This window comes from Burkholderia sp. PAMC 28687 (assembly GCF_001577465.1).
In the GTDB taxonomy this organism is placed as follows: domain Bacteria; phylum Pseudomonadota; class Gammaproteobacteria; order Burkholderiales; family Burkholderiaceae; genus Caballeronia.
Map to the genome: position 1 here is coordinate 2313392 of NZ_CP014505.1, position 21259 is coordinate 2334650.

22 protein-coding genes and 1 pseudogene are annotated in these 21259 nt (G+C 60.5%); 2 read left to right on the forward strand and 21 right to left on the reverse strand.

All coding sequences use genetic code 11. From position 1 onward, the window contains the following. Positions 1-53 precede the first annotated feature (53 nt). The 17 genes and pseudogenes from rnc to AX768_RS10820 form a co-directional block, all read right to left on the reverse strand. Positions 54-1259 carry a ribonuclease III gene (gene rnc / locus AX768_RS10740; RefSeq protein ID WP_061999942.1) on the reverse strand — a complete coding sequence of 402 codons (1206 nt, stop codon included), beginning with the start codon at positions 1257-1259 and terminating at the stop codon, positions 54-56. 214 nt (positions 1260-1473) lie between these two features. Then, complete coding sequence (gene lepB / locus AX768_RS10745) at positions 1474-2367, reverse strand: signal peptidase I (protein ID WP_061999943.1); 894 nt, start codon at positions 2365-2367, stop codon at positions 1474-1476. 21 nt (positions 2368-2388) lie between these two features. Further along, on the reverse strand, positions 2389-4179 hold the full coding sequence (gene lepA, locus AX768_RS10750) for a translation elongation factor 4 (protein ID WP_061999944.1): 1791 nt from the start codon (positions 4177-4179) through the stop codon (positions 2389-2391). 139 nt (positions 4180-4318) lie between these two features. Beyond that, positions 4319-4561 (reverse strand): glutaredoxin family protein, encoded by a 243-nt coding sequence (locus AX768_RS10755; RefSeq protein WP_061999945.1) that lies wholly within the window; start codon positions 4559-4561, stop codon positions 4319-4321. 6 nt (positions 4562-4567) lie between these two features. Beyond that, positions 4568-6199 (reverse strand): DegQ family serine endoprotease, encoded by a 1632-nt coding sequence (locus tag AX768_RS10760; protein WP_061999946.1) that lies wholly within the window; start codon positions 6197-6199, stop codon positions 4568-4570. 19 nt (positions 6200-6218) lie between these two features. Next, entirely contained in the window at positions 6219-7277 is a 1059-nt protein-coding gene (locus tag AX768_RS10765; protein WP_062000932.1) for a MucB/RseB C-terminal domain-containing protein, read from the reverse strand. A 3-nt stretch (positions 7278-7280) separates the two neighbouring features. Then, positions 7281-7913, reverse strand: coding sequence for a sigma-E factor negative regulatory protein (locus AX768_RS10770; RefSeq protein WP_061999947.1), 633 nt, complete (start codon positions 7911-7913; stop codon positions 7281-7283). Between the two features lie 77 nt (positions 7914-7990). Next, a complete protein-coding gene (gene rpoE, locus AX768_RS10775; RefSeq protein WP_031363443.1) occupies positions 7991-8590 on the reverse strand; it encodes an RNA polymerase sigma factor RpoE in 600 nt (199 codons plus the stop codon). A 95-nt stretch (positions 8591-8685) separates the two neighbouring features. Then, the gene (locus AX768_RS10780) at positions 8686-9147 is read right to left on the reverse strand and encodes a hypothetical protein (protein ID WP_155524225.1); all 462 of its coding nucleotides are present in this window, start codon (positions 9145-9147) and stop codon (positions 8686-8688) included. Between the two features lie 55 nt (positions 9148-9202). Further along, a complete protein-coding gene (gene fabF, locus AX768_RS10785) occupies positions 9203-10441 on the reverse strand; it encodes a beta-ketoacyl-ACP synthase II (protein WP_061999949.1) in 1239 nt (412 codons plus the stop codon). A 156-nt stretch (positions 10442-10597) separates the two neighbouring features. After that, complete coding sequence (gene acpP / locus AX768_RS10790) at positions 10598-10837, reverse strand: acyl carrier protein (RefSeq protein WP_004197638.1); 240 nt, start codon at positions 10835-10837, stop codon at positions 10598-10600. 234 nt (positions 10838-11071) lie between these two features. Further along, positions 11072-11812 (reverse strand): 3-oxoacyl-ACP reductase FabG, encoded by a 741-nt coding sequence (gene fabG / locus AX768_RS10795; protein WP_061999950.1) that lies wholly within the window; start codon positions 11810-11812, stop codon positions 11072-11074. 23 nt (positions 11813-11835) lie between these two features. Next, the gene (fabD, locus tag AX768_RS10800; RefSeq protein ID WP_061999951.1) at positions 11836-12768 is read right to left on the reverse strand and encodes an ACP S-malonyltransferase; all 933 of its coding nucleotides are present in this window, start codon (positions 12766-12768) and stop codon (positions 11836-11838) included. A gap of 52 nt (positions 12769-12820) precedes the next feature. Next, positions 12821-13810, reverse strand: a complete 990-nt coding sequence (locus tag AX768_RS10805; protein WP_061999952.1) for a beta-ketoacyl-ACP synthase III — start codon at positions 13808-13810, stop codon at positions 12821-12823. Positions 13811-13895: 85 nt separating this feature from the next. Beyond that, positions 13896-14969 (reverse strand): annotated as a pseudogene (plsX, locus tag AX768_RS10810) (phosphate acyltransferase PlsX); the annotation flags it as partial. A gap of 171 nt (positions 14970-15140) precedes the next feature. Beyond that, a complete protein-coding gene (gene rpmF / locus AX768_RS10815) occupies positions 15141-15320 on the reverse strand; it encodes a 50S ribosomal protein L32 (protein ID WP_056354381.1) in 180 nt (59 codons plus the stop codon). Positions 15321-15436: 116 nt separating this feature from the next. Then, positions 15437-16090, reverse strand: coding sequence for a YceD family protein (locus AX768_RS10820; RefSeq protein ID WP_061999953.1), 654 nt, complete (start codon positions 16088-16090; stop codon positions 15437-15439). A 423-nt stretch (positions 16091-16513) separates the two neighbouring features. Between AX768_RS10820 and AX768_RS10825 the strand changes: the two genes are divergently transcribed. Together AX768_RS10825 and AX768_RS10830 are read left to right on the forward strand one after the other, a co-directional pair. After that, positions 16514-17128 carry a Maf-like protein gene (locus AX768_RS10825; RefSeq protein ID WP_061999954.1) on the forward strand — a complete coding sequence of 205 codons (615 nt, stop codon included), beginning with the start codon at positions 16514-16516 and terminating at the stop codon, positions 17126-17128. Next, positions 17125-17844, forward strand: a complete 720-nt coding sequence (locus tag AX768_RS10830; RefSeq protein ID WP_061999955.1) for an SAM-dependent methyltransferase — start codon at positions 17125-17127, stop codon at positions 17842-17844. Before AX768_RS10825 ends, AX768_RS10830 begins: the two co-directional genes overlap by 4 nt. A gap of 64 nt (positions 17845-17908) precedes the next feature. Here AX768_RS10830 and AX768_RS10835 read toward each other — a convergent pair whose 3' ends face one another. From AX768_RS10835 to AX768_RS10850, 4 genes are read right to left on the reverse strand one after another with little or no spacing between them, the layout of a single operon-like run. Continuing rightward, the gene (locus AX768_RS10835) at positions 17909-18910 is read right to left on the reverse strand and encodes a S49 family peptidase (RefSeq protein WP_061999956.1); all 1002 of its coding nucleotides are present in this window, start codon (positions 18908-18910) and stop codon (positions 17909-17911) included. Between the two features lie 45 nt (positions 18911-18955). Beyond that, on the reverse strand, positions 18956-19342 hold the full coding sequence (locus AX768_RS10840; protein ID WP_061999957.1) for a Rieske (2Fe-2S) protein: 387 nt from the start codon (positions 19340-19342) through the stop codon (positions 18956-18958). Continuing rightward, positions 19339-19998, reverse strand: coding sequence for an HAD-IIIA family hydrolase (locus tag AX768_RS10845; protein WP_061999958.1), 660 nt, complete (start codon positions 19996-19998; stop codon positions 19339-19341). The genes AX768_RS10840 and AX768_RS10845 overlap by 4 nt, the downstream gene beginning before the upstream one ends. Next, positions 19999-21003 carry an RluA family pseudouridine synthase gene (locus AX768_RS10850; protein WP_061999959.1) on the reverse strand — a complete coding sequence of 335 codons (1005 nt, stop codon included), beginning with the start codon at positions 21001-21003 and terminating at the stop codon, positions 19999-20001. Positions 21004-21259 lie beyond the last annotated feature (256 nt).

Sequence of the window (21259 nt, forward strand, 5' to 3'; positions counted from 1 at the left end):
GCCCAGCGCTCAGCGCTTGCTTGAGGAATAGCCTTGATGCACGTTAGCGCACTTTAATGACCGGCATCGGCCGAGCGTGCGACGGTTTCGTCGACGCTCGCGTCCGCGTGCGCCTCGACGCTTTCCTCGGCTTTCGCCGGCGCTTCGTCGCGCAACCGTGCAGGGGGCGCGGATTTGTCGATGACCACAGATTCCGCGACCGGCTTGCTCGCCGCCTTGACGGCGCCCTTCTCCACCGGGTTATGCACAGCGTTATCCACCGGTTTATCAGCGCTCTCGCTGCGCGCCGTAGACGCCTCGGGTGCGCCTTTCTCCGCGCGTTCCGCCCGATGAATCGTCGAACGCTCGACCTTCTCCGCCGATGGTTCCACGTGCGATGCACGGATCACCGCCAGCGGCGCCGTCGCCGGACGTTCGGGATCGTTATGGGCATTGCCGTTGGCCGCGCTCGCCCGCGCGCGTTCACGCCGATCGGGAGCACGCAGATCCAGTGCAGCCTGAACGCCCGTTACGCCGGGGACAATTTCCTGTTCCGCGAGTTTGGCAGCACGGGAACCCTTGCGCTTGGGCTTGGCGGTCAGCGCGGGCGTGGCCGACGCCAGTTCGTCCAGCGCCTTTTTCGCCGCAGCCTGTTCGGCCGCACGGCGGCTCGCGCCGGAACCCGACACCTTCACGTCGAGCTTCGGCACCGTGCATTCCACCTCGAACTGCTGGTTGTGCGCGGCCCCGTGCGTTGCGACAACGGTATAAGTCGGCAACGCGATCTTGTGCCCCTGCAGATACTCTTGCAGCAGCGTCTTCGCGTCCTTGCCGATGGTGCGTGGATCGATGTGATCGAGAATTGGCGTGTAGAGGCGCTTGATGACTTCCAGCGCCGCGTCGAAACCGCCGTCAAGGAAGACAGCGCCGAAAATGGCTTCCAGTGTGTCAGCCAAGATGGACGGCCGACGAAACCCGCCACTGCGCAGCTCCCCTTCGCCCAGGCGCAAGGCTTCCGAGACGTTCAGCGCCTGCGCAATCTCATAAAGCGACTGCTGCTTGACCAGGTTGGCGCGGACGCGAGAAAGATCGCCTTCGTCGAGTTTTGCGAATCGTTGGAACAAAAGCGCAGCCACCACGCAATTTAGAACGGAATCTCCGAGAAATTCGAGTCGTTCGTTGTGCGTGGCACTGTGACTGCGATGGGTCATCGCCTGGCGCAGCAATTCCGCATTGCGAAATTCGTACTGAAGCCGGCTTTCCAACGGGGTTGAGGGCATGGGCAGAGTATAACGCGGGCGCCGGGACCGGCGATTCCAGCTGGAAAACGGCAAACCGAAAATAAAATCCAATACGACACTTGCACGTTAGCCGCTTTTCTTCGTGCTGTTTCTAGGCGGCCCGTGCAACGTGTCCATGCGAGGTGTTTATTAACGACTACGCCGCGTTATCCCGCGGCGTAATGTCGAACCATTTATACAAGCATGGCGTGTTTCAATGGAATGAGCCAATGCGCTTCAAACTGCTGAAGTTCATCCAGATAAAGAATGCTCGACCAACGATATTTGCATCAGGTACAAAACCCCAATAACGGCTGTCCGCGCTGTTGTCGCGATTGTCGCCCATCATGAAGTAACTTCCCGGGGGCACCTTGCAGATCACGCCTTGTGCGTTGTAATTGCAGTTGTCGCGATTCGGGAAATCATCGGCGCCAATCACAAACGGCGGTACTTGCGCATTGTTCAGAATGGCGTTCTTGCGGCCGTCGAGATCTTCTTCGAACTGCTTTGCATAGCCAATGCGTTCGTCATCGAAGAAATCGGGCAACGACGTTTCAGGAACCGGCTTGCCATTGATGGTGAGCTTCTTGTCCTGATACGCAACCGTGTCGCCGGGAAGTCCGATTACACGCTTGATGTAATCGACGGATTCGTCTTTTGGATAACGGAACACGACCACGTCGCCGCGTTTAAGCGGCGTGCCGCTTGTCAGCTTCGTATTGCTGATAGGCAGGCGTAAACCGTATTCGAATTTATTGACCAGAATGAAGTCGCCGACCAGCAGCGTTGGCACCATCGATCCGGACGGAATCTTGAAGGGCTCGACAACGAACGAACGCACGACAAAAACCACGAGGATGACCGGAAAGAAGCTTGCCGAATATTCCAGATACCAGGGCTGGCGGAGTTTTTCATCGCGCAGACGAGCACGTGTTTGCGGTGCGTGTTCGTCGGCGAAGCGCGGTTCCAGACGTGCCTGCTGCTGGTCGAACTCCGCTACCGCTGCATCTGCCGCGCGCCGCCGTTGCGGCTCGAATACCAGTTTATCGAACACCCACGCGATACCCGTCAGGACGACGAGCACCAAAAGAATCAACGCAAAATTCATCAATCGTTTCCGGTTGTTTTATTAATCTTCGACGCGAAGAATCGCGAGGAAAGCTTCTTGCGGAATCTCGACCGAACCGACCTGCTTCATGCGCTTCTTGCCGGCCTTCTGCTTTTCCAGGAGCTTTTTCTTTCGGGAGATATCGCCGCCGTAGCACTTTGCCAGAACGTTCTTACGCAATGCTTTAATGTTCTCGCGCGCAATGATGTTCGCGCCGATAGTCGCCTGGATCGCCACGTCGTACATCTGCCGCGGAATCAGTTCGCGCATCTTCGACGCCACTTCGCGCCCGCGATGCTGGCTCTGCGACCGGTGCGTGATGACTGACAGCGCATCGACTTTATCGCCGTTGATCAGCATGTCGACCTTCACCACGTCCGACGCACGATATTCCTTGAACTCGTAGTCCATGGACGCATAACCGCGCGACGTGGACTTCAGCCGATCGAAGAAATCGAGCACGATTTCCGCCATGGGAATTTCGTACGTGAGCTGGACCTGACGACCGTGATACTGCATGTTGATCTGCTGGCCGCGCTTGCCCGTGCACAGCGTGATCACCGCGCCCACGTACTCCTGCGGCATGTACAGGTTCACGGTCACGATCGGCTCGCGCACTTCTTCAATGTACGAAGGCTCCGGCATCTTGGCCGGATTCTCGACCTGGATCAGTTCGCCGTCGCGCTTCACGACTTCGTACACCACGGTCGGCGCCGTGGTGATGAGGTCCATGTCGAACTCGCGCTCAAGGCGTTCCTGCACGATCTCCATGTGCAGAAGACCGAGAAAGCCGCATCGGAAACCAAAACCGAGCGCCTGCGACACCTCCGGCTCGTATTGCAGCGACGCGTCGTTGAGCTTCAGCTTTTCCAGCGATTCGCGCAGCGCGTCGTACTGGTTCGCTTCGACCGGATACAAACCGGCGAACACTTGCGGCTTCACTTCCTTGAAACCGGGCAACGGCGTTTCGGCCGGACGGGCGACGGTGGTGACCGTATCGCCGACCTTCGCAGCCTGCAGCTCCTTGATGCCCGCGATAATGAAGCCCACCTGCCCCGCCGACAGCGACGCCAGGTTCGTGGCCTTCGGCGCGAACACGCCGAGGTGCTCGACCGGATACACCGCGCCGGACGCCATCATCTTGATCTTGTCTTTCGGGCGCAGCGTGCCGTTCTTGATGCGCACGAGCATGACCACGCCCACGTAGTTATCGAACCACGAGTCGATGATCAGCGCCTGCAGCGGCGCGTCCGGATCGCCCTTTGGCGGCGGCACCTTCGCGATCAGCGCTTCGAGTACGTCGGTGACGCCGAGGCCCGTCTTGGCGCTGCAATGCGTCGCATCGGTTGCATCGATACCGATCACGTCTTCGATTTCCGCGATCGCGTTCTCGGGGTCGGCGGCCGGCAAGTCGATCTTGTTCAGCACCGGCACGACTTCCACGCCGAGTTCGATCGCCATGTAGCAGTTGGCGACCGTCTGCGCTTCCACGCCCTGGCTCGCGTCCACGACCAGCAGCGCGCCTTCGCACGCCGACAGCGAACGGCTGACTTCATAAGAAAAGTCGACGTGTCCGGGGGTGTCGATGAGATTCAGGTTGTAGACCTGACCGTCGCGCGCCTTGTAGCTCAGGGCCGCGGTTTGCGCCTTGATCGTGATGCCGCGCTCACGCTCGAGATCCATGGAATCGAGCACCTGCGCGTCCATTTCGCGGTCGGACAAGCCGCCGCAAAGCTGGATGATGCGGTCGGCCAGCGTCGATTTGCCGTGGTCGATGTGCGCAATGATCGAGAAGTTACGAATATGATTCATTCAGTGCCGATCAAGCAAAAAGGCGCGCCCAGACAAACGCGGAGCACGCCTTGAAAATGGGGTAAAAAACCTTTCGATTTTAGCCGAAAAGGAGGGGGGACGGGAATTTACGTTCACACGCGGGCGTTTGCAGCCCCGCTCAGGCGATTGCGGCGAGCGCCTGTCTCACGCGGGATTCGTCCAGCCGGTAGTGGCACAACTGGACGCCATCGAACAGCAAAACGGGCACGAGTTCGTCATAAAGCGCTTCGAGCGCCGGATCGGTATCGATATCGATCCATTCGACCGGCACGCCGAACTCCGCCGCGATCGGCTCGAGTCCGGCGCGCAAATCCTCGCAGAGATGGCACCAAGCGCGCCCGTAGAGCTTGAGCGCGGGCATTGCAGCCTACTTCTGCGACCGCGGACGCAGCGGCACGAATTGCGTGTTGTCGCCACGGCGCACGAGAACCGCGACCATCTTGCTCGGATCGACGTTCTGCGCGACGGCATCGAACTGCTTGGCGCTCGTGATATCCGTGTCGCCGATACGCAGGATGATGTCGCCCTTCTGGAACCCTGCACGCGATGCCGGCCCTTCGACCGCTTCCACCTGCACGCCATTGGGGATTTTCAGCGACTTCTTCTGGTCGGCCGGGATGTCGCTCACCGCGATACCCAGCGCGTTGCTCGGCGAACGCTCCTTCGGCGGGGCCGGCTTCTTGGGTTCGGCCTTGGTGACCTTGTCCGGCTGCATTTCCGCGATGGTGATCGGCAGGTCACGCGACTGACCCTTGCGCCAGACGGTGATGGTCGCCTTCGTGCCAGGCTTCGTGTCGCCGACCATACGCGGCAGATCGGTCGCGGTGGAGACATCGTGGCCGTTGTATTTCAGGATGATGTCGCCCGGCTGGATGCCGGCTTTATCGGCGGGACCGCCCGGTTCCACGCTGCTCACCAGCGCCCCTTGCGCCTTCGGCAGTCCGAGCGAATCGGCCACTTCCTTGGTCACTTCGCCAATCGCCACCGCGATACGGCCACGCACCACCTTGCCGCCCGTCTTCAGTTGATCGGCGACCCGCATGGCTTCGTCGATAGGAATTGCGAACGAAATCCCCATGAAACCGCCGGTGCGACTGTAGATCTGCGAATTGATGCCAATGACTTCACCAGCCATGTTGATCAGCGGTCCGCCCGAATTGCCCGGATTCACCGCGACGTCCGTCTGGATGAACGGCAGGTAGTCGCCAGTATCGCGCCCCTTGGCGCTGACGATACCCGCGGTCACCGTGTTGTCGAGACCGAAAGGCGAACCGATTGCGAGCACCCATTCGCCCACGCGCACCTTGTTCGAGTCGCCCATGGTGATGGCCGGCAAGCTCGTTGCCTGGATCTTGACCACTGCGACGTCCGTGCGTTCGTCGACGCCAACCAGCCTCGCCTTGAACTCGCGTTTGTCGGTGAGCGTGACGTAGATGGTGTCGGCGTCATCGACCACGTGAGCGTTGGTCATCACGTAACCATCGGCCGACATGATGAAGCCCGAGCCCACACCGCTGCTCTGCTCGGAATTGTCCTGGCTGTCGGGGCTGTCTTGCGGCGCGCTGCGGTTTCCGCGGCCACTGCCGCCGCCGCTGTCACCACCCTGATCGCCACCGCCACCGCCACCGCCACCACCGCCGCCGCCGTTCCCGCCGTGAGGTGAACCTTGCGAACCGGGTGTTCCAGGCATCGGGATGCCGAAGAAACGCCGGAAGAACTCCGACATGTCCCCGTTATCCATGCCCGGTGGCAAGCCGCGAAGGTCGCTGCTGCTGCTCACGCGCGTGGTCGTGCGGATATTCACCACTGACGGCCCCACCCTGTCCACGAGCGTGGTGAAGTCAGGCAGATTCACGATTGGCACTGCGCCAGTCGATGCAACCGGCGCGACTGCCGGCGCCGAGGCGCCCGATGCAGCCGTTGCCGCGGAGGTCGCAAGCGGCAGGCATGCAGCAAGCGCCGCGGCCGTGAGGAAGGTGCGCAGCGAGAGGTTGCTCATATCTTGGTGGGCCGAGGAATTACTTGGAAGGCTTGTATTCTATGGCAGAAGCAAATTGCTGCAACGTGGCCTGGGGCACTTCACCTAACAAGGTAATCCAGAAATCCCCTTGCCGCTTGACTAGTACGTGTGTCGCGCCACTATTGCCGGCGCCTTCCTTACGGGAATTCTTTTCCACCGGCTCGACAAAAACCGAGATTGCCGCGAGGCCGTCGGAGAAAACGGCTTGATCGACGGGAATGGGCGCTTGGCCCTCCTCACGCGACGCCATAGGCCGGCGCAACTCGCGGATCTCACGGAAACCGGGGACATTGGGCGCGATTTTCCAGCCTTGCGCCTGCATGTCGACCGGCTGAACCGGCGGCCGCACGACCGTCCATCCGTTGATGTTCTTGATCCCGCTCGCAATTGCCGCACGATCGACTGTGCCGCCTATCGTTACTTGCGAAAATGAAAGCTGCTCGAGCACCTGGCCATCGGGGCCGAGCGTCTGGGCACGCAGCAAAAGACCGGTCTTCGTATCGGACCAAAGCTTGTAGGCAAAGCGCCAGGCGTCTTTCGGATCGAGCTCGATGACCTGGCAGTCGATGCCCGCGACACGATCCGCGCCGAGCATCTTCGGCTCATAGACGGACAAGACCTGTTCGCCGCCCGTAGCAAGCAGCGCCGGGAACGAATCCTTGTTCTGACGTTTTTCGACGACCAGCAGATGACGTTCGGGCACGAACGTGTACATGTCGTCGTCGTGGCGGAGCATCTTGCGGGGCTTGCCATCGAGACTTTCCAGCGACTCGTACTCGCCGTCGCTGCGCGCTGCCGAGTGTGTAATTCGCGACGACTGCACCGTTGTCCCACGCTGATAGACGAAGGTGCCTTCGTAGTTCTGCTGCTGTGCGGCTTCGTGAATCCGGTTGAGCAGGTCCGCAGCGGACTTGCGCGAGGCGGCAGAAACACCGCCCTGCGGGGCGCCGCCCTGCGCGTAAGCGCCCGATGCTGCGGATACCAACGCGGCTGCACAGAACAACAAAACCGGCAGCCGGCCCCAAAGAGTCGTTTTCTTCAACCGCACAAGTTGCATCAATTATTGACCCTGGCTCGTAGCCGCAGTGCGGATCAAAGGCGTCGAGCCCGGCATGACGGGCTGTTGCGAGAATTGCTGATGCGCTTCCAGATACTGGTCGAGACTTGCATCACGGATGATGTTCGCTTCGACAACCGGCGAACGCAGCGTGGCAGCCGGCACCGAGGCCATTGCGACGCGTTGCACATGATCCGACGACGATACGCTCGCCATTTGCACGCCGCTGTGGTTGTCGACGCCCTGCAACTGCGGCACGACGATCCACGTGAGCGTTGCCGCAGCGGCCGCGACAGCGAAAGCCGGAACTACGCGACGGCGGAACATGCCTGAACGCGCACGTTCAGCCGATGCCGCCGGAATGGCCGCAGGCGCAAATACATGCGCTTCAGCTTCAAAACGCGCTGAAAATGCGTTCATGAACGCGCTGCTAGCTTCGGGACTGGCCGCGAGATCGTCGGAACGCAGTGCGTCGCCGATCAGGTGATAGTCCGACCACGCCGCGCGGTCTTTTTGCGTAAATCCGGAAAGAAATTGGCTCAAATCCCCCGAATCGTCGAAGGATTCCCCATCGACAAAAGCGGAAAGACGCTCGCCTCGCGTACCAGCTTGCGATTGCACCGAAACCGACCCCATGATGCTCCCCATCTTGACTGCCCCTAGTGACACTACCTGACCCAGATACCGCGTCCCTGCCCCGCGCAGCCTCGCTGCTACCAGCGTTTGCCTTCGGGAGTGTCCAGCAATGGACGCAATTTTGCCGCAATGGCTTCGCGAGCACGAAAAATTCTCGATCTGACGGTCCCGATAGGGCAATTCATCATCTCGGCGATTTCTTCGTAACTCAGACCTTCAATTTCACGAAGAGTTATGGCGGTGCGCAGTTCTTCCGGTAAAACCGCCATCGCAGCATTGACCGTCTGTGCGATCTGCTTGCTCATCAACATCGACTCGGGCGTGTTGATATCCCTTAGTTGGTCTGCGTCGGAGAAAGTTTCCGCTTCTTCTGCATCAGCTTCGGTAGAAGTTGGAGCACGCCGGCTTTGAGTGGCAAGATAGTTCTTTGCCGTGTTCACCGCAATCCGGTAAAGCCACGTGTAAAACGCCGATTCTCCGCGAAATTGCGGCAACGCGCGATAAGCCTTGATAAAGGCGTCTTGCGCGACGTCCTCTACTTCGGCGGGGTCGCGGACGAGCCGCGAAATGAGCCGGATAATCTTGCGCTGATATTTGGCGACCAGAAGCTCAAACGCTGCCTTATCGCCCTTCTGCACGCGTTCGACCAGTACCTGATCGATTTCTTTTTCGCTCACCTGGGAAATCCGTTAACTTTGGGGGTGCTACGCGGAGGGCTATTGTAGCGTTACGCCGCCGGGACGCGCCGGATGCTGATGGGCGGTTACAAGCGTTACAGGTGTTCCTGGGCGCAGCGCCGGGCGCGAACGGCCAGTTCACGAAACACGCCGGCACCGGCGAGCGCGTCCGCCGGAACGAGCAAGGGCTCGGAACGCCCCTCGGCAGAAACCAGGATCAGTGCAAGCAGGCGATCGCTCCACTGGGCGCAACCCGATATTTGCCGATATTGCGAGCGGCCCTCACGGTCCCAGGTCGTCAACCCATCCTGACCGATCTCGAATGCCACTGGCCGGCGACGTTCGCGCCTGAACGCAATGCCGCCAAGCCCGACCGTGACTACGAGCGCCGCGACGCAGGCATCGAATAATCCGCTGTACGCCGCAACCGACTCGAATACGGCGCCGGCCGCGACCGCCATGAACGCCAGCGTGGCGGCCCATAACAAGCGCGACCGGATGATTTTCTGACGGCGGGAAAAACCGGCGATACCATCCACCGATGCTTCCCGCTGCAATACACGCTCCGACTTACGCACATTCGCGACCACTGGGCGGCGTGCTCAGCAAGCTTCAGTGACGCTTGAAAACGAGCGTACCGTTCGTGCCGCCGAAGCCGAACGAATTTTTCAGCGCCACGTCGATCTTCATTTCCCGCGCTTCGTTCGCGCAGTAGTCCAGGTCGCACTGCGGGTCCTGATTGAAGATGTTGATGGTCGGCGGCGACACCTGGTGATGCAGCGCCAGCACCGTGAACACCGACTCCAGACCGCCGGCGCCGCCGAGCAGGTGCCCGGTCATCGACTTGGTGGAGTTCACGACGATTTTCTTGGCGTGATCGCCGAACATGTTCTTGATGCCGACGGTTTCCGCCAGATCGCCCAGCGGCGTGGAGGTGCCGTGCGCATTCAGGTAATGCACTTCGTCGGGGTTGATCTGGGCGTTTTTCAGCGCATTGCGCATGCTGCGGCGCGCGCCGTCGCCATCTTCCGGCGGAGCGGTCATGTGATACGCGTCACCGCTCATGCCGTAGCCGCTGACTTCTGCGTAGATCTTCGCGCCACGGGCCTTCGCGTGCTCGTACTCTTCGAGCACCATCACGCCTGCGCCTTCACCCAGGACAAAACCGTCGCGATCCTTGTCCCACGGACGGCTTGCCGTTGCCGGATCGTCGTTGCGCTGCGACAGCGCACGCGCCGCCGCAAAGCCGCCAATACCCAGCGGCGAAACGGTCGCCTCGGAGCCGCCGCAGATCATCACGTCGGCGTCGCCGTACTCGATCAGGCGCGAGCCTTCCCCGATACAGTGCAACCCCGTGGTACAGGCGGTCACGATCGCGAGATTCGGCCCTTTCAAACCAAAACGGATGGAAAGATGCCCGGAGATCATGTTGATGATCGAAGCCGGCACGAAAAACGGCGAAACGCGGCGCGGGCCGCGGTTCAGCAACTCTGTTTGCGTGGCTTCGATCATCGGCAAGCCGCCGATTCCCGAGCCCACCACAACACCTACGCGCTCAGAGTTTTCATCGGTGATCTCAAGCCCGCTGTCCTGCATGGCCTGAACCCCGGCTGCAATGCCGTAATGGATAAAGGTATCCATGTGGCGCGCTTCCTTGGCCGGCATGTAGTCTTCGACATTGAAGCCTTTGACTTCACCGGCAAAGCGCGTGGAGAAGTTCGTTGCGTCGAACTTCGTGATCTCGCCAATGCCTGACTTGCCGGCGACCAGATTGGCCCAGCCGTCGGCAACGGTATTGCCGACAGGCGATATCAGCCCAAGGCCTGTAACAACAACACGACGACGGCTCACGGTGACCCCTTATCCATAGATGACAAAAAGCAAAAAGCCACAAGATTCACAGGAAATGTCCTGTGAGCCCTGTGGCTGTTAAATCGGTTCGAAGCGCGGTTCGAAGCGCAACAGAGCGTCAACCCCGAATATCGTAGCAGCGGCTGCGCGTGGCGCTTAAGCCTTGACGTTCGCGCGAGCGTAATCGATCGCTTGCTGAACCGTCGTGATCTTTTCTGCTTCTTCGTCCGGAATTTCCATGCCGAATTCGTCTTCGAGAGCCATCACGAGTTCGACGGTGTCGAGCGAGTCAGCGCCCAGATCGTTGACGAACGAAGCTTCGTTCTTGATTTCGGCTTCGGCGACGCCCAGTTGTTCGGCGACGATCTTCTTCACGCGCTGTTCGATATTGTCCATGCAGCCCTCCGAGGGAAATGTAGTTCAAAAACACAAGTGCGCGCATTTTATCAGGTTTGCACCCGTAATAACCCACGCACGAATCAGGTTTGCTTCACGCGTGACGGGCTTCTGAAACACGTCACACACTTTCGACGACACCTACTGATCACAGCGCATTTCGCGTCCCGCGCAGCGTGCTTTCAATTAGCATTTTGCGCACCCGCCAAGGCGCGGATATTAACCAAATGCCTGTCACATGTACATGCCGCCGTTCACATGCAGCGTCGTTCCCGTAATGTAGCCTGCGTGCGGGGAGGCCAGGAAAGCCACAGCATGAGCGATATCCTCGGGGCTGCCCAGTCGGCCAAGTGGTATCTGTGCTGTGAGTGCCGTGCGCTGCGCTTCGGGCAAGACCTTGGTCATGTCGGTATCGATGAAGCCCGGCGCAATGCAGTTCACCGTGATCCCGCGGCTGCCGATTTCGCGCGCCAACGCGCGCGTCATGCCCGCCACGCCAGCCTTCGCGGCGGCGTAATTCGCCTGACCCGGATTGCCCGACGACGCCACCACCGACGTGATGTTGATGATTCGTCCGCCGCGCGCTTTCATCATCGGGCGCAGAACCGCGCGCGACAGGCGGAAAACGGCGCTCAGGTTTGTGTCGATAACGGCATCGAACTCTTCGTCTTTCATGCGCATCGCCAGTTGGTCTTTCGTGATCCCGGCGTTGTTCACCAGCACATTCAGGCCGCCGAATTCCTTCACCACGCCATCGATGAACGCTTCAGTCGCCGCAGCGTCAGTTACGTTGAGCACCGTGCCGCGGCCTTGCACGCCGGCTTCTTTGAGCGCTGCGGAGATTGCATCGGCGCCGCTTTCGCTCGTCGCCGTGCCAATCACCGTCGCGCCCTGACGCGCGAGTTCGAGCGCGATCGAACGGCCGATCCCGCGCGATGCACCCGTTACAACCACAATCTGCTTGTCCAGAATCATGTTTTATCCATTCCTTGTCGTGTTCAGCCGGCGAGCAGCTTGCGCGCTTCGTCGAGCGAAGCGGGATCGAAAATGGATGCGCCGACCAGCGTGCCGTCGATACGCTTCGTCAAGCCATTCAGCACCTTGCCCGGGCCACATTCGATCACGTGCGTGACGCCTTCATGTGCGATCTTCTGCACGCTTTCGACCCAGCGCACGGGACCCGCGGCCTGGCGCACGAGCGCGTCCTTGATGGCGGCAGGCTCGGAAATAATGGCGACATCGATGTTATTGATCAGCGGAATGTGCGGCACGCCGATCTCGACGCCCGCCAGATATTCGCGCAACTGGTCCGACGCGGGTTTCAAAAGCGACGAATGGAACGGCGCCGAAACCGGCAGCGGCAAGGCGCGTTTTGCGCCCTTCGCTTTCGCCAGTTCGCAGGCCCTGTCGACACCGGCTTTCGCGCCTGCGATCACCACTTGCGACGGTGCATTGAAATTGACCGCTTCCACGATCCCTGCCGCCGAAGCTTCCACGCAGACGGCGCGCACGGCGTCATCGTCGAGACCGAGGATCGCGGCCATGCCGCCTTCGCCCACAGGCACCGCGCTTTGCATGGCCTGCGCGCGAAAACGCACGAGCGGCACGGCATCGGAGAATTTCAGGGCGCCGGCGGCAACTAGCGCCGTATATTCGCCAAGACTGTGTCCGGCCACGAGCGCCGGTTTCATACCCGTTTCCTTCTCCCACACACGATAAATCGCATAAGCCGCGGTCAACATCACGGGTTGCGTGTTGGTCGTGAGGCCCAGGTCTTCTGCCGGACCTTCGGCAATCAGTTTGCCAAGATCCTGGCCGAGTGCATCGGATGCCTGCTGCACGGTTTCGCGCACCACGGCGTGATCGGCAAATGCGTTGAGCATGCCGACCGACTGGGAGCCTTGTCCCGGAAAAACGAACGCGAAGTTCATGACGTCCTTACTCGATTGAATGGGTCGGAATGGCTGATACGGCTGGCTACGTTCAGTATCGGATGACCGACGCGCCCCACGTGAAGCCGCCGCCGACGCCTTCTATCAGCACATGCTGGCCGCGCTTGATGCGGCCGTCGCGCACGGCGACGTCGAACGCGAGCGGAATCGATGCCGCCGACGTATTGCCATGTTCGCCAACGGTCACGACCATGCGCTCGAGCGGCACATGCAACTTCTTCGCCGTGCTTTCCATGATGCGGATGTTGGCTTGATGGGGAATGAGCCAGTCGATGTCGCCGGCCGTCAGTTGCGCCTTCTCCAGCGCCTCGACGGCTACTTTCTCGAGCACTTTCACAGCAAGCTTGAAGACCGCCTGGCCGTCCATGTGGAGGAACGCGCTGCCTTCGATCACGCCCTTGTTCACATTGCCCGGTGTGCAGAGAATGCTCGAATGGCTGCCGTCGGCGTGAAGCGCGCTTGAAAGCACACCCGGTTCGTCCGATGCCTGCAGGATGACCGCCCCCGCGCCGTCGCCAAACAGCACACATGTGGTGCGGTCGTTGAAGTCGAGGATGCGCGAGAAGGTTTCAGCGCCGACTACCAGCGCCGTGCGATTCATGCCGCCACGGATAAAGCTGTCCGCCGTGGCGACGGCGTACGCAAACCCGGAGCAGACGGCCTGGATATCGAACGCGGCGCCGCCATTCTTGATGCCGAGCTTGTTCTGCAGTAGGCAAGCCGTGCTGGGGAAAACGAAATCGGGGGTGGAGGTCGCCACGATGATCAGGTCGATCGACTCGGGATCGATACCCGCCGCTTCAATCGCGTTGCGCGATGCGTGCAGTGCGAGTTCGCTGGTTGTCTCGTCGGCCGCGGCAAAATGACGGGCATGGATGCCAGTGCGGGCAACGATCCATTCGTCGCTCGTTTCAACACCCTGTTTGGCCAGCCGGTCGGCCAGATCCTGATTCGTGACACGATCGGCCGGCAGGTAGCTGCCCGTTCCGATCACACGGGAATAGAGATTCGATTGAGCCATTATGCCTTCGAGGGTAGCGCGGCGCCCGGTGCGCCCGGCTGCACGAGCGGGCCTGGGACGGTCGTGTCCTCGCCCGGGCGGCCGATGCGGCCGGGTCCGCGATCACGGCGCCGGATGCGTCAGCGGAAGTGCCCAGCGCCACTTGTTGCACAGGAGCAGCATTATCTTCCATGGCGCGCACCAGTCGTTCCAGCACGCCATTTTTGACCGCATCATACCCGCGTTTGATAGCCCACTCAAACCCGTAGGCTTCTGCGGAACCGTGGCTTTTAATGACGAGTCCGCGCAATCCGAGGAGCGCGGCGCCGTTGTATTGAGCAGGATCGACGCGCCGTTTGAAGCGCTTGAGAACAGGCAGTGCGACGAGCGCCATCAGCTTGGTCGCAAGCGACCGGCTGAATTCCTCGCGGATCATGTCGGTGAGCATTTGCGCGAGACCTTCCGATGTCTTCAGCGCCACATTGCCGACAAACCCGTCGCAGACGACGACGTCCGTCGTGCCTTTATAGATGTCGTTGCCTTCCACGTTGCCGTAGAAGTTGAGCGTGCTCGCGCGCAGCAGTTCGCCGGCGCGTTTGATGGTTTCGTTGCCCTTGATGACTTCTTCGCCGATGTTGAGAAGCCCGATGGTCGGCCGCTCCTTGTTACCGATGGCAGCAACGAGCGCGTGCCCCATCTCGGCGAATTGCAACAAGTGCTGCGGCTCGCAATCCACGTTCGCGCCCAGGTCGAGCACGGTGGTGAAGCCTTTCTGGCTCGGCATGGCAAACGCGATAGCCGGCCGTTCGATGCCGGGCAGCGTCTTCAGCACATAGCGGGACACAGCCATCAATGCGCCGGTGTTGCCCGCCGAGATGCAGGTTTGCGCCTGCCCCTCCTTGACGAGATTGAGCGCCACGCGCATCGACGAATCTTTTTTCCGGCGCAGGGCGACTTCCACCGGGTCGTCCATCTCGACCACTTCCGTGGCGGGGACGACCGTCAACCGGGTTTCGTCGACGGCCTTGCATTTCTTCAACTGCGCACGGATAGCCGACTCGATGCCGACGAGCAGCAGATGCGCGTCGGGATGCGAACGCACGAAACTGACAGCGGCGGGAACGGTCACGGACGGGCCGTGGTCGCCTCCCATGCAGTCGATGGTGATCTTTACGGTCATGGAGTGCGACGAATTTCAGGCACAAAAAAGCGGCAGTGAAATGCCGCCTTCTTGTTGCACCAGGAAGATGTCAAACGCGAGCGACCGTAGCTCAATTCATGTGTCAGACCATGAGTCAAGACGGCGACGCGAGACGCACCGAGCGTCGCGGACGCACTACGCGCCGTACGCTTAGTCGTTCTTCGTCTTGATGACTTTCTTGCCACGATAGTAGCCATTCGGGCTCACGTGGTGACGCAGATGGACTTCACCCGTGCCCGGCTCGACAGCCAGCGCCGGCGCCGTGAGGAAGTCGTGCGAACGATGCATGCCGCGCTTGGACGGCGATTTCTTGTTTTGCTGAACTGCCATGATGACTCCAGAAAAATTTTGCGAATTCTAACACAGCTCGACACACCGGCGCCCCTGACCTGAGGCCAGTGAGTCGATCCGGACGCATCGCGCCAATTGACGGATACCGATACTCTTCAATGCGTGTCGTTGCCGGAACCGCCCTGCTTGAGCTTGCCGAGCGCGGCGAACGGATTGGGTCTTCCAGAGCCGCCATCCTGCTGCGGTTCTGCTTCGCCATTCAGACCACCTTCGTCCAGCTCGCCCTCGGCGCTGTAGAGACCTGTATTCAGGCTCTCATGCACTTCGGGACACACGTCGTGCTTGGGCACGAGCGGCAAGGACAACAACAATTCATCCTCGATCAAGTCGATGAGATCGAACTGGCGCGAGCCTACGATCACCTCGACTTCATCGTTGTCCAGCGGAAATTCGTCCGCCTCCTCTTCCGTCAACACAATGCGATACGTTGCGTCGACATCGAGATGCTGCGAATACGGCGACAAGCACCGCTGACATTCGATCCAGACCGAACCGTGCACGGCGAGCCGCAAATAGGGCTGCGGCGCTTCGGTGCCGTCGTCCTGCAATTCCGGCTGCATGGAGCCTTCGGCTTGCCATGAAAACACCGTGTCGCGATCGGGCGCGTCCGCCGGTACTTCATTAAGCAGACGCGGCAACTGCGAAACCCGTACGCCGCCTGCTGCCTGCCGGCGGCTTTGCGCAAAGTCGAACAGGTCAAGCGCGCGCAGGTCCGCGGGACATGCAGGTTTGCCAGGATTTTGTGTCATGTGCGCTCCTGCAAATGGTCAGTACCGCGACCGGGCCCAACGAAGTCCGGGTAGCACGGCAGGGATGGAAGCTGCAGTATGCACCGCACTGATCCCGTCCGGCTGGTGTGGTTTATCCCAAGTTGCCGGGCCGGGCGCGGCGGACGACCTACGCTTTTAGTCCGCTTCCGGTCCTCAAAACCACGACACATCTCGGTACACTTCCGGTCACCGCGCTTGTTGCACGAGTTTGCTGCACGAGTTTATTGCATGCTTCATTGCTTTCTTTGATGCGTGTTCATCAGAGTGCGCGGAAACACCTTCGCATACCGATGAAAAGCCCAGAACTATAGCGGCTTTGTCTTTTCGAGTCAAACACTTATCCTTCGGGTTGCGGCCCGGCCGCTCGAATCCATCACCTTCTTGTTTATAGCCGACTTTTTCATGCCCGATGTCTCAAACACGCCGCGCCTCGTCCTTGCGTCGAGTTCGCGCTACCGCCGGGAATTGCTCGAACGCCTGCGCATTCCGTTCGATGTGATTTCGCCCGATATCGACGAAACGCCGCTGCAGGGAGAAACGCCCGAAGCCACGGCCCTGCGGCTTTCGGTGGCAAAAGCGCAGGCCGCTGCGGCGCGCGTGACGCATGCATGCGGCGCGCTCGTGATCGGCTCGGACCAGGTCGCGACCTGCGACGGGCGGCAGATCGGCAAGCCCGGCACGCACGAAAACGCCCGCGCGCAACTCCGGTCGATGCGCGGCAAGAACGTCGATTTCCACAGCGCGCTCTGCCTCTTCGACAGCCGCACAGGCCACGTCCAATCCGCCGATATCGTCACCCGCGTGCTTTTCCGCGACCTGCCGGACGAGGAAATCGAAGCGTATTTGCTGGCCGAAACGCCTTATGACGTGGCGGGAAGCGCGAAAGCGGAGGGATTGGGCATCGCGCTCGTCGATGCCATTCATTCCGACGATCCCACCGCGCTCATCGGTTTGCCGTTGATTACGTTGTCGAAGATGCTGCGCGCCGCCGGATTTCCTTATGCGGGGGCAGCATGAGCGGTGTTCTGTATCTGATTCCCAACACCCTCGGCGACGGCGACAGCGCCGCCTTGGCCGACGTCCTGCCTGAACCCGTGCGGGCGCGTGCGGCGGTGTTGCAGTATTACATTGGCGAAAACGCGAAAACCACGCGCGCCTTCCTGAAAAAAGTCGGCACTGAGCGCCCGATCCAGGAAATCGAGATTCGCGAACTGAACGTCAACACGCCACCAGGCGAAGTCGACAAATTGCTCAAGCCCATACTCGCCGGCACCGACGCGGGGCTGGTTTCCGAAGCCGGTTGCCCGGCGGTCGCCGATCCAGGCGCCCTGCTAGTGCGCCGCGCGCACGAACGCGGCGTGAAAGTCGTGCCCTTCGTAGGACCGAGTTCGATTTTGCTCGCATTGATGGCATCGGGCATGAACGGCCAGAGTTTCGCGTTCAATGGCTATCTTCCTGTCGATGCCGCCGAGCGCGGCAAACGCCTTCGCGAACTCGAAGTTTTGTCGAGAAAGGCGAACCAGACGCAGATTTTTATCGAGACGCCGTACCGGAACCGGGCGTTGCTGGATACGTTGCTTGCGACGTGCGCGCCTTCGACGCTGGTTTGCGTCGCAGTCGACCTGACGATGCCGGAGGAAACCATCATTACGCGGACGGTCTCCGAGTGGAAAAAGAAAGCCGCGCCAGAGTTGCACAAACGGCCGGCGATTTTCCTGCTGCTGGGTGCGTAAAAAGCATGAAAAAACCGCTCGCCTGAATGTTCAGGGCGAGCGGTTTTTCCTTCAGCGCCGAAAACTACTTCAACTGCATCTTGCCGCCCATCATCAACGCGCTCATCGACGCATTTCCGACCGCCGCGCCAAACTTACGTGCAACGCGCTCGCCAATGCTCTCTTTTTGCGTGTAATCAACAAGATCCGGCTGTTTCACGATTTCACGTGCGACGTAATCCGCGTCGCCGAAACCATCGGCGAGACCGAGCTCGACGCTCTTCTGCCCCGTCCAGAACATGCCCGAGAACAGATCGGGGTTGTCTTTCAGGCGCGCGCCGCGGCCTTTTTTGACGGCATCGATAAATTGCGCGTGGATCTGGTCCAGCATTTCCTGCGCGTGGGCATCCATTCCCGGTGTTTCCGGCGAGAACGGATCGAATGCGCCCTTGTTCGCACCCGATGTATGCAAGCGGCGCTCAACGCCAAGCTTGCTCATCAGGCCCGTAAAGCCGAAACCGTCCATCAGCACGCCGATCGAACCGACGATGCTCGCTTTATCGACGAAAATCTTGTCCGCCGCGGCGGCGGCGTAATAACCGCCCGATGCACACATGTCGTTCACGACCACGTAAAGCGGCTTGGACGGATATTTCGTGCGCAAGCGCGTGATCTCACGATTGATGATGCCCGCCTGCACCGGACTGCCGCCCGGGCTATTGCAGCGAAGGATCACGGCCGCAGTGGCGTCGTCTTCGAACGCGCTGTCGAGCGCGGCATTCACGTTGTCCGCGCTGGCGTCACTGTTGGCGGAAATTTCGCCTTCCAGCTCCACGAGCGCCGTGTGACGCGCTGTTTTCGATACCTTGTCGCCGGTGAAATCGAATAAACGCCAGACTGCGACGGCCAGGATGGCAAGGAAAACGAACCGGAAAAAGATGCGCCAGCGGCGCGCCGAGCGCTGTTCGCTAATGGCCGCGAGCGCGATGCGTTCGAGCGCGGCGCGCTCCCAGTTTTCGCCTTTTGGTACGACGGTAGACGCGGGACGCGCCGGGTCGGAAGGTTCGGTGGGAATGTGATCGGACATGCGTCGCCTGGTTGACAGATTAAAGATTGAATCGGGAGTTTGGGTTCAAGCGGGACGCAGATCGGGATCGGGAAGCCAGAAAACGGCGCGGCCGTCCGGCGTGTCGCGCTCTTCGGTTTCGACCTTCCGCAAACGCGCGCCGCGGCACGGGCCGCCGACGCACTTCCCCGTATCCGGCTCATAGATCGCGCCGTGGGTGGCGCACATCAAGTATAAGCCGGAGCTCTCGAAGAACTTGCCTTCGGACCAGTCCAGCTCCATGGGCACGTGCGCGCACTGGTTGAGGTAGCCGAAGGGCTTGCCGTCGTAGCGGACGAAAAACACGGTCGCCGCGCCGCTTTTGCCAACCGCGTTGCGACGAACGCCGTCGCCGCCATCGACCAGTTCGTCCGATGCACACACGCGCACAGCTTCGGCCGCCGCTCCGGTCATGCGTTTTCCCGCAGCCAGTCGCCGAGCGCGGTCACGTTTTCGGCAACGAACAGGGGCTCGAGCGCATGCAGCGACTTGGCCGGATGCGCGCCATAGGTCACGCCGACCGATGCCGCACCCGCATTCTTCGCCATCTGCAGGTCGTGCGTGGTGTCGCCGATCATCAACGTGCGGTTCACGTCCTGGCCGAGTTCGCGGGTCAGCTCGTGCAGCATCGCGGGATGGGGCTTGGAGAAAGTTTCATCGGCGCAGCGGGTGCCATCGAAAAGGCTTGTCAGGCGCGACTGGTCGAGCGCCCGGTTCAATCCCACACGGCTTTTGCCCGTGGCGACCGCCAGCAGATAGCCTTCATCGCGCAGGTTTTGCAGCATCTGCCGCACGCCCGCGAAGAGCTCGGTCTGCTCGCCCTTGATCAGGTAATGAAAGCGATACCGCTCAGCCAGCTTCGGATAATCGACGGGATCGAGCGTGGGCGCCGCGATCTGCAACGCGTCGCGCAGGCCGAGACCGATCACGTAGCTGGCGGCTTCATCGGCGGGAACGGGCAGGCCCAGGTCGCGGCATGCGGCCTGGATGCTGCGCGTGATGTGCGCCGTGGAGTCCATCAGGGTGCCGTCCCAGTCGAAGACAATCAGGTCGAATTGCTGACGCGCCATTTACTGTGTCTCTCTGGAAGATTGTTTGAGTTGTTCGATAAACCGTTTGCATTCGGCCGGCAGCGGCGCCTCGACCTGCAGTGTCTCGCCCGTCGACGGATGCACGAGTTTCAGCCGGAAAGCGTGCAGGAACATGCGTTTGAGCGACGGATCGGCGTTCGGGCGGACGAGATTCTTGTTCAGCGCGAAGTCGCCGTACTTGGCGTCGCCGGCGATCGGCAGGCCGATGTGCGCCATGTGCACCCGGATCTGGTGCGTGCGGCCGGTTTTCAGTTCGGCCTCGACCCACGCGTATTCGTCAAAACGTTCGATCAGGTTGAAAACCGTGTGTGATGCCAGTCCGTCGTCCTGAACCCGCACGCGGCGCTCGCCCTCGGGCGTCAGATATTTGTGCAAGGATTCTTTCACGATCCTTCGACGTCCCCAGCCCGCCAGCCAGTCGCCGTGACCGACGGCCTGATAACGTTTGTCGATCTTGTTTTCGCGCATCTGTTCGTGCAGGTTCACGAGCGCCGAGCGCTTCTTCGCGAGCATCAGCACGCCGGACGTCTCGCGATCCAGCCGATGCACCAGCTCAAGGAACTTCGCCTGCGGACGCGCGTTGCGCAATTGTTCGATCACACCGAAGGCGACGCCGCTGCCACCGTGAACAGCGACGCCGGCGGGTTTGTCGATGACGATCAGGTGATCGTCTTCAAACAGTATGGGGAATTCGGCCGCGGGCGCATTGGAAGAAACGGGTGTCTCGTCCAGTTGAGCGGTCCGGATAGGCGGCACGCGCACCAGGTCGCCCATTTCCAGCCGATATGCCGCGTCGATGCGCCCTTTGTTCACACGAACTTCACCGCTACGCAAAATCCGGTAAATGTGACTTTTCGGCACGCCTTTGCAGACTCGAAGTAGAAAATTGTCGATGCGCTGACCCGCCGCATTTTCGTCGATCTCGATCATCGAGACCTGTTCGCTTGCGACCTTTTTATGGGATGTTTTGCCTAACTCATTCATTCTGAATATAATTTGCGGACAGTCTGGAAAAAGCCACTAAGCTGGCCGGATGTCTCAGACTGTACAGGTGCAAGCGGATAACCGTTATTTTACTTGCGCCCAGGGCCAGTTGCTCACCCGGAAAACGGAGTAACGAGTTGCACGCACGGCGATATCGCGCGGCAGGGACGGTGCCCACAGGCGCGTTCGGTCGAGTCGATCGCCGACACGGTAACGGATTTTTGGCGATCAAGAATTTTATCGGCGTGAGTTGATG

Bases quoted from the DNA above. Each gene is read 5' to 3' on its own strand.
- fabD (WP_061999951.1), bottom strand. From the start codon at position 12,768: ATGAACTTCGCGTTCGTTTTTCCGGGACAAGGCTCCCAGTCGGTCGGC.
- AX768_RS10760 (WP_061999946.1), bottom strand. From the start codon at position 6,199: ATGAGCAACCTCTCGCTGCGCACCTTCCTCACGGCCGCGGCGCTTGCT.
- AX768_RS10765 (WP_062000932.1), bottom strand. From the start codon at position 7,277: ATGCAACTTGTGCGGTTGAAGAAAACGACTCTTTGGGGCCGGCTGCCG.
- AX768_RS10805 (WP_061999952.1), bottom strand. From the start codon at position 13,810: ATGGCTCAATCGAATCTCTATTCCCGTGTGATCGGAACGGGCAGCTAC.
- AX768_RS10770 (WP_061999947.1), bottom strand. From the start codon at position 7,913: ATGGGGTCGGTTTCGGTGCAATCGCAAGCTGGTACGCGAGGCGAGCGT.
- AX768_RS10845 (WP_061999958.1), bottom strand. From the start codon at position 19,998: ATGGCGCGTCAGCAATTCGACCTGATTGTCTTCGACTGGGACGGCACC.
- AX768_RS10835 (WP_061999956.1), bottom strand. From the start codon at position 18,910: ATGTCCGATCACATTCCCACCGAACCTTCCGACCCGGCGCGTCCCGCG.
- AX768_RS10840 (WP_061999957.1), bottom strand. From the start codon at position 19,342: ATGACCGGAGCGGCGGCCGAAGCTGTGCGCGTGTGTGCATCGGACGAA.
- AX768_RS10755 (WP_061999945.1), bottom strand. From the start codon at position 4,561: ATGCCCGCGCTCAAGCTCTACGGGCGCGCTTGGTGCCATCTCTGCGAG.
- acpP (WP_004197638.1), bottom strand. From the start codon at position 10,837: ATGGACAATATCGAACAGCGCGTGAAGAAGATCGTCGCCGAACAACTG.
- rnc (WP_061999942.1), bottom strand. From the start codon at position 1,259: ATGCCCTCAACCCCGTTGGAAAGCCGGCTTCAGTACGAATTTCGCAAT.
- fabG (WP_061999950.1), bottom strand. From the start codon at position 11,812: ATGATTCTGGACAAGCAGATTGTGGTTGTAACGGGTGCATCGCGCGGG.
- AX768_RS10850 (WP_061999959.1), bottom strand. From the start codon at position 21,003: ATGAATGAGTTAGGCAAAACATCCCATAAAAAGGTCGCAAGCGAACAG.
- AX768_RS10825 (WP_061999954.1), top strand. From the start codon at position 16,514: ATGCCCGATGTCTCAAACACGCCGCGCCTCGTCCTTGCGTCGAGTTCG.
- AX768_RS10830 (WP_061999955.1), top strand. From the start codon at position 17,125: ATGAGCGGTGTTCTGTATCTGATTCCCAACACCCTCGGCGACGGCGAC.
- AX768_RS10820 (WP_061999953.1), bottom strand. From the start codon at position 16,090: ATGACACAAAATCCTGGCAAACCTGCATGTCCCGCGGACCTGCGCGCG.
- lepA (WP_061999944.1), bottom strand. From the start codon at position 4,179: ATGAATCATATTCGTAACTTCTCGATCATTGCGCACATCGACCACGGC.
- lepB (WP_061999943.1), bottom strand. From the start codon at position 2,367: ATGAATTTTGCGTTGATTCTTTTGGTGCTCGTCGTCCTGACGGGTATC.
- rpmF (WP_056354381.1), bottom strand. From the start codon at position 15,320: ATGGCAGTTCAGCAAAACAAGAAATCGCCGTCCAAGCGCGGCATGCAT.